12 protein-coding genes and 6 tRNA genes are annotated in these 9,904 nt (G+C 72.7%); 8 read left to right on the top strand and 10 right to left on the bottom strand.

Translation table 11 applies throughout. From position 1 onward, the window contains the following. Positions 1-63: 63 nt before the first annotated feature. Positions 64-135: transfer RNA gene (locus tag ABZ564_RS30610), tRNA-Val, on the bottom strand. 54 nt (positions 136-189) lie between these two features. After that, a complete protein-coding gene (locus tag ABZ564_RS30605) occupies positions 190-672 on the bottom strand; it encodes a TIGR02611 family protein (RefSeq protein ID WP_360862455.1) in 483 nt (160 codons plus the stop codon). Positions 673-861: 189 nt separating this feature from the next. On the opposite strand from ABZ564_RS30605, the gene ABZ564_RS30600 reads away from it, so the two are divergent. Then, positions 862-1,275: an SsgA family sporulation/cell division regulator gene (locus tag ABZ564_RS30600; protein WP_003959770.1), complete on the top strand. Its 414-nt coding sequence runs from the start codon at positions 862-864 to the stop codon at positions 1,273-1,275. A gap of 255 nt (positions 1,276-1,530) precedes the next feature. Further along, positions 1,531-2,106: a CGNR zinc finger domain-containing protein gene (locus ABZ564_RS30595; protein ID WP_360862453.1), complete on the top strand. Its 576-nt coding sequence runs from the start codon at positions 1,531-1,533 to the stop codon at positions 2,104-2,106. Between the two features lie 4 nt (positions 2,107-2,110). On the opposite strand, the gene ABZ564_RS30590 is transcribed toward ABZ564_RS30595, so the two are convergent. The 3 genes from ABZ564_RS30590 to ABZ564_RS30580 all read right to left on the bottom strand — a co-directional run bounded on the left by ABZ564_RS30590 (position 2,111) and on the right by ABZ564_RS30580 (position 4,085). Continuing rightward, entirely contained in the window at positions 2,111-2,266 is a 156-nt protein-coding gene (locus tag ABZ564_RS30590; RefSeq protein WP_360862451.1) for a hypothetical protein, read from the bottom strand. 159 nt (positions 2,267-2,425) lie between these two features. After that, the gene (locus ABZ564_RS30585; RefSeq protein WP_360862449.1) at positions 2,426-3,397 is read right to left on the bottom strand and encodes an acetylxylan esterase; all 972 of its coding nucleotides are present in this window, start codon (positions 3,395-3,397) and stop codon (positions 2,426-2,428) included. 226 nt (positions 3,398-3,623) lie between these two features. After that, entirely contained in the window at positions 3,624-4,085 is a 462-nt protein-coding gene (locus ABZ564_RS30580) for a hypothetical protein (protein WP_360862459.1), read from the bottom strand. Positions 4,086-4,257: 172 nt separating this feature from the next. Here ABZ564_RS30580 and ABZ564_RS30575 point away from each other — a divergent pair, with 172 nt between their 5' ends. After that, positions 4,258-4,773, top strand: a complete 516-nt coding sequence (locus ABZ564_RS30575) for a DsbA family protein (protein WP_360862447.1) — start codon at positions 4,258-4,260, stop codon at positions 4,771-4,773. A gap of 23 nt (positions 4,774-4,796) precedes the next feature. On the opposite strand, the gene ABZ564_RS30570 is transcribed toward ABZ564_RS30575, so the two are convergent. The 3 genes from ABZ564_RS30570 to ABZ564_RS30560 form a co-directional block, all read right to left on the bottom strand. Beyond that, positions 4,797-5,633: a GNAT family N-acetyltransferase gene (locus tag ABZ564_RS30570; RefSeq protein ID WP_360862445.1), complete on the bottom strand. Its 837-nt coding sequence runs from the start codon at positions 5,631-5,633 to the stop codon at positions 4,797-4,799. A gap of 74 nt (positions 5,634-5,707) precedes the next feature. Beyond that, positions 5,708-6,529 (bottom strand): aminodeoxychorismate lyase, encoded by an 822-nt coding sequence (locus ABZ564_RS30565; RefSeq protein ID WP_360862444.1) that lies wholly within the window; start codon positions 6,527-6,529, stop codon positions 5,708-5,710. Continuing rightward, positions 6,526-7,563, bottom strand: a complete 1,038-nt coding sequence (locus tag ABZ564_RS30560) for a chorismate-binding protein (protein WP_360862458.1) — start codon at positions 7,561-7,563, stop codon at positions 6,526-6,528. Before ABZ564_RS30560 ends, ABZ564_RS30565 begins: the two co-directional genes overlap by 4 nt. A 163-nt stretch (positions 7,564-7,726) precedes the next feature. Here ABZ564_RS30560 and ABZ564_RS30555 point away from each other — a divergent pair. The 5 genes from ABZ564_RS30555 to ABZ564_RS30535 all read left to right on the top strand — a co-directional run bounded on the left by ABZ564_RS30555 (position 7,727) and on the right by ABZ564_RS30535 (position 8,186). Next, a tRNA-Gly gene (locus ABZ564_RS30555) sits at positions 7,727-7,799 on the top strand. Between the two features lie 37 nt (positions 7,800-7,836). Further along, a tRNA-Cys gene (locus ABZ564_RS30550) sits at positions 7,837-7,910 on the top strand. A 1-nt stretch (position 7,911) separates the two neighbouring features. Beyond that, positions 7,912-7,983, top strand: a tRNA-Val gene (locus ABZ564_RS30545). 37 nt (positions 7,984-8,020) lie between these two features. Then, positions 8,021-8,092: transfer RNA gene (locus tag ABZ564_RS30540), tRNA-Val, on the top strand. Between the two features lie 22 nt (positions 8,093-8,114). After that, positions 8,115-8,186: transfer RNA gene (locus ABZ564_RS30535), tRNA-Val, on the top strand. A gap of 101 nt (positions 8,187-8,287) precedes the next feature. Here ABZ564_RS30535 and ABZ564_RS30530 read toward each other — a convergent pair. Continuing rightward, complete coding sequence (locus tag ABZ564_RS30530) at positions 8,288-8,566, bottom strand: zf-TFIIB domain-containing protein (RefSeq protein ID WP_360862442.1); 279 nt, start codon at positions 8,564-8,566, stop codon at positions 8,288-8,290. Positions 8,567-8,634: 68 nt separating this feature from the next. Continuing rightward, positions 8,635-9,621 carry an aminoglycoside phosphotransferase family protein gene (locus ABZ564_RS30525; protein WP_360862440.1) on the bottom strand — a complete coding sequence of 329 codons (987 nt, stop codon included), beginning with the start codon at positions 9,619-9,621 and terminating at the stop codon, positions 8,635-8,637. Positions 9,622-9,904 lie beyond the last annotated feature (283 nt).

The raw sequence follows: 9,904 nt of genomic DNA, 5'->3' as shown, positions 1-9,904 counted from the left end.
GGGGGGGGGGGCCCCCGCGGCCGCCCGGCATGCTGGGGGTGTTCCGGGGCCGTCGGTCCGGGGTGGGCGATACTGGGTTCGAACCAGTGACCTCTTCGGTGTGAACGAAGCGCTCTCCCACTGAGCTAATCGCCCGGGCGCACGGCAAACATTACCCCATGTCAGCGGCGCCGCGTGACCACCTCGGGGTCACTCGTGGATCTTCCACGGCATGACGATCCCGAACTTCCACACATAGATCCCGACGAGTCCCGCGATGATCACGAGCCCGGTGACCGTGAGGATGATGTTGCGCCGCCGGACCTTGGGGTCGAGCGCGCGCTGGGCGGCCTCGGTGACCTTGCGCCGGGTCCAGCGCAGCACCAGCTGGGCCCAGACGAACTCGGTCGCCCAGATCGCCATGCCGCCGAAGATCACCAGCCAGCCGGGGCCCGGCAGCGGCAGCATGATGACGCCGGCCGCCACGACGGCGAGACCGACCACGAAGACGCCGACCTGCCAGCTCAGGTGCAGGGTTCGGGACGCCTTGATGAAGCCCGGCGCCCTGGAGCCGAGTGCCCGGTCCTCCTTGGTCACTCCCGGTATGACGTCCCCCGTCGCGTCGCGGGGCGCTTCGCCCGCCGCGGGAGCCGGCCCGGCGACCCCGTCCCGCTCGTCACTCTCCGCATGCATGGCTCCAACCTACCGGACCAGCCCGCGTCACCGGAATGGCCGCATGACGCAAAGTTACACACCGCTGTACGAGCTACCTGAAGGGACACAAAACGGTCAGAGGGGTTTACAACGGCACCGTAGGTGGCATGTCGATTTCGCCGACGTGCGAATCCCCGAGCGCACACTGAGCGAAAGGCCCTGGCGCTTATGAACACCACGGTCAGCTGCGAGCTGCACCTGCGCCTCGTTGTGTCGAGCGAGTCCTCACTGCCTGTACCCGCGGGCCTGCGGTATGACACGGCCGATCCCTATGCCGTGCACGCCACCTTCCACACCGGAGCGGAGGAGACGGTCGAGTGGGTTTTCGCCCGCGACCTCCTTGCCGAGGGGCTGCACCGGCCCACCGGCACCGGAGACGTCCGCGTCTGGCCATCCCGTAGTCACGGCCAGGGCGTCGTCTGTATCGCGCTGAGCTCCCCCGAGGGCGAAGCACTGCTCGAGGCCCCGGCAAGGGCCCTGGAGTCGTTCCTGAAGCGGACCGACGCCGCGGTTCCACCGGGCACCGAACACCGTCACTTCGACCTCGATACGGAGCTCTCACACATCCTGGCCGAGAGCTGAGCCAGGCCGAGAACTGCACGACGCCGTCCGACTCGGGGAGACGGCGTCGCGCGGACAACCTCATACGGCTGCCCCCGGCGCCGGTCACCACGGATCCACCGTGGTGACCGGCGCCGGTCCGCATCGCCGCCCCGGCCTCTCGACGCCCGCCCGGCACAGCCGCACTCCCCGTACACCTCTGGGCGCCCCGGCCGAGCCAGTAGAGTCGTCCGGCATCGGCGGGCGCCCGCCCGCCGGAGGCCAGGGAGCGAAAGCGTGCTGATCCCCCACGACACCCGGATCGCCCTCGACCTAGTGGTCGATCTGGTGAACACCGCGCCGGAGAGCGAGCCGGAAGGGGACGGGGCGCCGGCCGACGGGCTCGCCGACGTCTCGGCGCTCCACGCGTTCGCCGTACGCCACCGGGTCAGCGGGGTCGGCGCGCTCGACGAGAGGGACCTGCGGGCCGTCCACGACGTACGCACCCGGTTCGCCGAGGTCTTCGCCGCCGGGGACGCACGGACCGCAGCCGGGCTGGTGAACGCCCTGGTGGCCGCCGCGGGCACCACGCCGCAGCTCACCGCCCACGACGGCTACGACTGGCACGTGCACTACTTCTCGCCGGACGCCTCGATCGCCGACCACCTGGCGGCCGACTGCGGCATGGCCCTCGCCTTCATCATCGTGGCGGGCGAGACGGAACGGCTGCGGCGGTGCGAGGCACCGGACTGCCGGCACGCCTTCGTCGACCTCTCGCGCAACCGGTCCCGCCGCTACTGCTCCAGCCGCACCTGCGGCAACCGTCTGCACGTGGCCGCGTACCGGGCGCGCCGCAGAGAAGCGGCCGGCTGACCGCTCACAGCAGGAAGAGATCGTGCAACGCGGCCATCAGCAGCAGAGTGCCGATGACCGTGAGGAAGATCATCAGAGGGGGCTGGGAAAGCGCGAAGAGGCAGCCGCGCGGCTCTTCGCCAGGGGGTGCGGGGGCGTCGCCCCGAGAGGTGTCCACCATTTCGGGAAGATCATGACGCAGTCCGAGGTGTGCTGAGTACCAACATGCCTCTTCATGACGGGAGTTCACCCGTCACGGGGGCGTCCGTAATCGCTCCGGCGTCCGAGCGCCCAGCACATTTTCTAACCGTTTCCCCACCCCCCTGCCGATTCCGGCGGCTCAGCGCAGGTCGCGCAGCATCCGCAGCTGGGCCTGGCGATGGACCCCGGTGCCTCCCTCGTGGCCGTTCCAGGGGTAGATCTCGATCTCCTTGGGCCCTGCCCAGCGGTTGTAGGCGGCGAAGACGGTGGAAGGCGGGCAGATCGCGTCCATCAGGGCGACCGAGTAGAGCGCGGGCACGGTCGCCCGGGCGGCGAAGCTGACGCCGTCGAAGTACGACAGGGTGCGGAACACCTGGGACTCCGCGCCGTGCCGGGTGGCGAGGAACCGGACGATCTCCTGGTACGGGTCCTCGTTGGTGATCTCGACGGCCCGCCGGTAGTGCGTCAGGAACGGTACGTCGACGAACGCGGCCTTCACGTGCGGGCTGAGGGCGGCGACGGCCTGGGTGATGCCGCCGCCCTGGCTGGCGCCGTTCACGACGATGCGGGCGGGGTCGACGGAGGGGTGGCTGCGGGCGACCTCGACGGCGCGCACCGCGTCGGTGAAGACCCGGCGGTAGTAGTACGTCTCCGGGTCGAGGATGCCGTTGGTCATGAACCCGGGCGACTGCGGGTTGGCGGCGCCGTGCGGGTCGGGGGTGGCGCCCGCGGAGTGGTGATTGACCGCTCCCTGACCCCGGGTGTCCACGATCAGGGCCGCCCAGCCGGCGGCGGGCCACACCAGGTGGTCGAGCGGCAGCCCGCGACCGCCGCCGTAGCCGAGGTAGTGGACGACGGTCGGCAGGGGGCCCTCGGCGCCGGCGGGCACGTTCAGCCAGGCGCGTATCCGGTGCCCGCCCCAGCCGGCGAACGACACGTCGTACGTGTCGAGGGCGGCCAACGCGGCGTCGTAGGGCGCGAATTCGGCGTCGAGCGGGTGGGCGGCGGCCTCGTCGAGGGTGCGCCGCCAGAAGGCGTCGAAGTCCTCCGGCTCGTCGGGGTCGGGGCGGTAGCCGCGCAGTTGGTCCAGGGGCAGGTCGAACAGGGCCATGGCTTCTCCGTTTCGAGCATGCGGAAGGGGGCTTCCGCCGCACACGCCACGCGTCCCGCCCCCTGGTGTCATGAGGCCGGAACGAATGGATTCACGGCCCAGCGGGACGCTATGCGGCCTCGCGAGCCAGGGTCAAGGAATCCCGGGCGAAACGATTCTCCTGGTGAGACGGCGTGAGCCCCGCCGCATGGTGCGGCGGGGCTCGCCGGCCCGGACGGCTCCGGTGTCAGATGCCGTGTTTCTTCAGGATGGCCTCGATGTCACTGAAGTCCTCACCGGCTCCGGACGGGGCCGACCGCTTCTCCGGCTTGCCCCGCGAGCGCGTGCTCGCGGCCGGGGCACCCGCGCCCAGCGAGGGGCCCGACGCGGCCGGGGCCACGGCCTCGTCCCGGGCGGCCCGGGCGGCCGCCCTGCGCTCCTTGCGGCTGCCGCCGCCCCGGCGTTCGACCGCGCGCGTGAGCATGAACAGCAGCCAGGCCACGCCCAGCAGGCCGAAGCCCAGCCAGACGCTCGGCTTGAAGGCGATGTCCGACACCCACTTCACGACCCCCGTCAGCACCAGGCCGACCGGCACCAGCGAGTAGGCGGCGATCCTCGTCGCGGTGAGGAACCGCTTGCGGTACGCGGTGACGGCCGCGATGCCCAGGCCCGCCGCGGACACCGCGGAACAAATGGTCTCGGCAAGCATCGGTGCCTCCTGGCGCAGGGGGATACGTCCCTTCCATCCTGCACCGGCCGCCCGGCGGGCGGCCATGCCCCGGGCCCGTATCAGGGACATCTCAGGGGCCGGACTCCTCCCCAGGTGCCGTACGAACGGTGCCGGGAGGAGCCCGGAGCGCGCACCCTGCGAAACTGGTCCCATGAGCGATTCCTCCCCCGCCGCACCGGTCGTCCTCGACGTCTGGTGCGAGCTCCAGTGCCCCGACTGCCACCACGCCCTCACCGATGTGCACGCCCTGCGGGCCCGGTACGGGGACCGGCTGGAGATCCGGCTGCGGCACTTCCCGCTGGAGAAGCACAAGCACGCCTACGCCGCCGCGCAGGCCGCCGAGGAGGCCGTGGCCCAGGACAGCGGCTGGCCCTACATCGAGGCGGTCCTCGCCCGCACCGACGACCTCGGGGCACGGGGGGAGAAGCTGCTGGTCGAGGTGGCCGGGGAGCTGGGTCTCGACGCCGAGGAGTTCGACACCGCGCTGATCGACGGCCGGCACATGCTGATCGTCGACGCGGACCAGGCCGAGGGCAAGGCGATCGGGGTGACGGGCACACCGACGTACGTCATCGGCGGGGAGCGCCTGGACGGCGGCAGGAGCCAGGAGGGGCTGCGCGAGCGGATCGAGGCGATCGCCGACCGGCTCCTCGCCGAGCAGGACTGAGGGCGGGGGCGGGCGCGGGCGCTCTACAGCGGTTTGGCCAGGTAGGACTTGGTCAGGGCGTAGCCGAGCGACTCGTACAGCCGCACGGCCGGGGTGTTGGCCGTGACGACGTGCAGGCCGATCTGCGTCTCGCCCGCCGCCAGGGCTATCCGCTCGGCCTGGAGCATGAGCGCCCGCCCGTAACCCCGGCCCCGGAAGCCCTCCCGCACCTCTACGTCGAACACGTAGCCGACCCGCAGACCGGGACTCATCTCGAACGGCGCCACCCAGACATTGCCCATCGTCTCGCCCTCATGGATCACGTGGTCCAGCCGCGCCCCCTCGGTGGCGAGGCCGTCCGGGAGGTAGCGGGCGTGGGAGGCGCGGGACATCTCGAGCGCCCGCTCCTGCGGGAAGCCCCTGCTCACCAGGCTCTCCGCGTATCCGGCGACCGCCTCGCCCTCCCAGACCGTGAACTCCTCCGGCGTCATCGGGCGCGCGGTGAGACCGGCGGGCAGGACCGGCGGCTGCTCGGGCAGGGTCTTGAGCATGTGCCGGCTGCGCTCGGTGTAGCCGAGGGCGTCGGCCATCCGCTGCCCCGCGGTGTCACCGGCGGCCACCTCGGTGAACACCTGCGTGCAGCCCCACCCGCGCAGGATCTCCTCCGCGGCCAGCGCGGCGATGGTGCCCCGGCCGCGGCGGCGGACGGCCTCGTCGATCCGCAGCTCCTTGACCGCCCCCGCGGCCCCGCCCGCCTCCGGTTCGACGGCGAGCATCACGGAGCCGACGGGGCGCCCGTTGTCGCATACGTCGTACGTGCGTCGCCGTGCGCCGTCGGCGCCTGACTGGATCGGCCCGGCCGGCCGCAGTGTCGTCGTCATCCAAGGGGTTCTATCCCCTGCGCGGGGGCCCGTCACCCGCTTTTACGGAGCCGGAACGGGCGGCGGGCGACCCGTCACGGGTCGATGTCGCCCGCCGCCCGTTCGTCGAACACGCGCATCGCCTTGGCTGTCACCGGTCCGGGCGCGCCCGGCAGCTCCCGGCCGTCGACCCGGTGGACGGCCTGGACGTCGCGGAGGGTGGAGGTCAGGAAGATCTCCTCGGCCCGGTCCAGGACGTCGAACGGCAGGTCGGTCTCCTCGGCCCCGGTCCACTCCACCGCCAGCGCCCGGGTGATGCCGGCCAGGCAGCCCGAGGCGACCGGCGGAGTGAGGAGCTGCCCGTCCAGGACGACGAAGACGTTGGACCCGGTGCCCTCGCAGAGCCGGTCCGCGGTGTTGGCGAACAGCGCCTCGGACGCGCCCTGCTCGTGGGCGCGGGCGAGGGCGACGACGTTCTCCGCGTACGAGGTGGTCTTGAGGCCCGTGAGCGCGCCGCGCTCGTTGCGGGTCCACGGCACGGTGACGACGGCCGTGGTGTCCGGGCGGCGGGCCACCTCGCCGAGGGCGACGACCAGGCCGGGGCCCTCGTCGCCCCGGTCGGAGCCGAGGGGCGAGATGCCGCCGGTGTACGTGACGCGCAGCCGGCCCAGCTCCACCGGGTTGGCCTCGACGACGGCGGCGCAGGCGCGGCGCACCTCGTCGAGGTCGGGGGCGGGGAGGCCGAGGCCCCGGGCGGAGCGGGTCAGGCGGTCGAGGTGGCGGGTGAGGGCGAAGGGGCGGCCCTGGGAGACCCGGAGCGTCTCGAAGACGCCGTCGCCGACGGTGAGTCCGTGGTCGAGCACGGACACCCGGGCGTCCTCGGCGGGGCGCAGCTCGCCGTTGACCCAGATCCTCATGGTGCGGTCCTTCCGGTCGCTTCGTATGCGCCCGACGCTACAGCGAGCAGCCGGGAGGCCTTCAGTTCGGTCTCGTCCCATTCGCGGTCCGGATCGGAGCCCCAGGTGATGCCGGCCCCGGTGCCGAAGCGCAGGAGGGGGGCGGGTCCGGTGCGGTCGGTCCAGAAGGTCCTGATGCCGACGGCGAGCGAGGCGGTGGCCCGGTCGGCGTCCACCCAGCCGATGCCGCCGCAGTACGGGCCGCGCGGGGCTGTCTCCAGTTCGCGGATGATCCGCAGCGCGCTGGACTTGGGGGCGCCGGTGACCGAGCCGGGCGGGAAGGCGGCGGCGAGGATGTCCGGCCAGCCGGCGCCCTCGGCGAGGCGGCCGCGCACGGTGGAGACGAGGTGGACCAGGCCGGGGTGCTTCTCGACGGCGCACAGGTCGGGGACGGTGACCGATCCGGGGGCGCAGACGCGGCCGAGGTCGTTGCGGACCAGGTCCACGATCATCACGTTCTCGGCGTGGTCCTTCTCCAGCAGGTCGGCCTCGGTGCGGCCGGTTCCCTTGATGGGGCCGGACTCGATCGTGCGGTCGTTCCTGCGCAGGAAGAGCTCGGGGGACGCGGTGGCGATCTCGACACCGTGCGCGGGGAGGCGGATCGTTCCTGCGTACGGGGCGGGGTTGCCGCGCGCCAGCAGCGCGGTGAGGGCGTCCACGTCGGCCGCGCCCGGCCCCGGCAGCGGGGCCGTCAGCACGCGGCAGAGGTTGGCCTGGTAGACCTCTCCGGTCGCGATGTACGCGCGGACGCGCCGGACGCCTTCCGTGTACGCGTCCCGGTCGAGCGAGGAGGTCCAGGCCCCCGCGGCGGGGCCGCGCCAGGCGCCGGGGACCGGGGCGGGCACGGGGGCGGTGCGCACGGTGTCGAAGCGGGCGCAGGTCAGGGAACCCTCGAAGCCCGCGCAGACGGCCCAGAAGCCGGACGAGTCGAGGGCGGCGGGATCACTGGTCACGTCCCGCAGACCGGAGGCGACGAGGCCGCCGAAGCGGGCCATGGGAGCGAGGTCGTGCACGTCCGCGAGTGTAGGGCGACGCACGGTGACCCACGCCGGGGCGAGCGCACCTCAGCACGCTGCACAAACGCGTTTTTGTACTGGCCCGGGAATCCGCTAGAGTTCAACACGTCGCCGGGACGCGCAAGCGGACCGGAAGAGACAAGCGGACGTAGCTCAGTTGGTAGAGCGCAACCTTGCCAAGGTTGAGGTCGCCAGTTCGAACCTGGTCGTCCGCTCGCAGAAGGTGGGGGATCTCCCGGACTCCCCGCCCCTGGTGGAGTGGCCGAGAGGCGAGGCAACGGCCTGCAAAGCCGTCTACACGGGTTCAAATCCCGTCTCCACCTCCAAGGACGATTAGCTCAGCGGGAGAGCGCTTCCCTGACACGGAAGAGGTCACTGGTTCAATCCCAGTATCGTCCACCGATCCGCAAGGATCATCGGTCCGCAAGGATCACCCGCGCGATTAGCTCAGCGGGAGAGCGCTTCCCTGACACGGAAGAGGTCACTGGTTCAATCCCAGTATCGCGCACGCAGTACACGCAGGTTCACCTGCGCGATTAGCTCAGCGGGAGAGCGCTTCCCTGACACGGAAGAGGTCACTGGTTCAATCCCAGTATCGCGCACTGTCACGAAGCCCCGGTCGTCTCGGCGACCGGGGCTTCGTCGTGCTCGCGCGTGAACGGGCGGACCGCCGGCACGGGGGCCGGGGCCCACCCGACGCGAGTCAGGAGGAGAAGAGCATGCGGCCGAAGCTCTTCTGCCGGTAGTGACCGTGGTGGCCGCCGTGGTGCGGGGCGCCCCAGGCGGGCGCGGGGGCGGCGGGGTACGCCTGCGGCGGGGCGGCCGGCGGCGGGGCCTGCTGCGCCCACTGGGCCTCGATACGGGTCAGCGTCTCCAGCTCGCCGTAGTCCAGGAATATCCCCCGGCAGCCGCTGCACTGCTCGATCTGGATGCCGTTGCGGTTGTACGTGTGCATCTGTGCGTGGCACTTGGGGCACTGCATCTTCGGGCTCACTCCTCGCCGTCGGTTCGCCGTCGCCGGAATGCATGCCCGCCGACGGTCGGTTCACCCTACGACGTGCGTTCGGCCGCCAACTCGGGCGGGAGCGAGGCAATTCGGGCGCATGCGTCGATCATGACCTGCTCCACCTCATCCGGAGCCCGGCCCTCCGCCGCCGACTTCGCCCATGCCAGCGCGGCGGTCTGTACGGTCAGCGCGCGGGCCGGCACGTCCAGTACGGGCCAGGGGTCGCCCTCGGCGGGTACTGCGGGGCCGTCACCTGCCCGGTAGGCGTCCAGGAAGCGGAGCCAGACCTCCGGCGGCAGCAGCCCCGCCGCGTACCAGGCCGCCGGGCGCGCGAGGTCCCAGGCGGGATCGCCGAAGCCGGCGTCGTCGACGTCGATGAGCAGCCAGGGGCCGCGCGGAGCGGGATGGCGTACGAGCTGGCCCAGGTGCAGGTCCCCGTGGCAGAGGTACGCCCCCCGGCCCGCCGCCGGGGCCTCCTCGCCCCGCGCCCAGCCCGGCAGCCCGCGCCAGGCGGTGAGCACGGGGGCGACGGCCGGGTCGCCTGGGCGGGCGGTACACATCCGGGCCACGGCGAGCGCGGCCTTCACCGGTCCGCGCATGGCGGGAAGCCGGGATGCGCGGACCTCGGTGCGGTGCAGCCGCGCCAGGAGCGCCCCGGCCTCCTCCCAGGGCGCCGCGTCGGGGTCACCGGGATCGACGGGCTCACCGTGGGGCCACACGGTGACGGGGCGGCCGTGCAGTTCGGTGAGGTGGACGCCGTGGGCCGGGTCCGGGGCGGATGGCACGGGCAGGGGCGTCAGGAAGGTGCCGGCCTGCCGCGGACCGGCTGCCAGGCGCAGGCGTGCGGCCAGGGCGGCGGTGTCCGTGCCGGGTGCGTGGGCCTTGGCGACGACGGGGCCGCTGCGGACCACCGTCCCGTCGGCCCGGTCGGCGAGCACGGCCGGGGGCGGGCAGGAGCAGCCGCCGTGCCGGGATGTGTGGGCCGCCCGGTGGGCGAGGTCGCCCAGCGCGCGTACGAGTGCGGTGGTCACGGTCTCCCCGGTGGCACGGACGGATTCTCGGGCCGGTGGGCGAGGTGCCCGGGCCGAGCGTACGCGGCGGGCGTCGGGCCGGGTCGTCCGGGGCGGGCGCATGCGGGCGGCGGAAGCCGCCCGGCACAGGGCCTCGGGGCGGGTGCCCACCTGCAGGTGACGGCCGGATCACCCGGGGCGGGCAGGTACGCGGGATCGTGGAAGCCGCCTGGCACAGGGCCTGCGGCCGGCCCGCCCGGCCCCGGGCAGCGCGATGTCCGGTCAGCTCCCCAGCTGACCGGAC

The sequence above is a fragment of the Streptomyces sp. NPDC019224 genome (genome assembly GCF_040632605.1).
In the GTDB taxonomy this organism is placed as follows: domain Bacteria; phylum Actinomycetota; class Actinomycetes; order Streptomycetales; family Streptomycetaceae; genus Streptomyces.
Note: the sequence above shows the minus strand (reverse complement) of the source record. Positions and strands in the feature narration are given on the sequence as shown.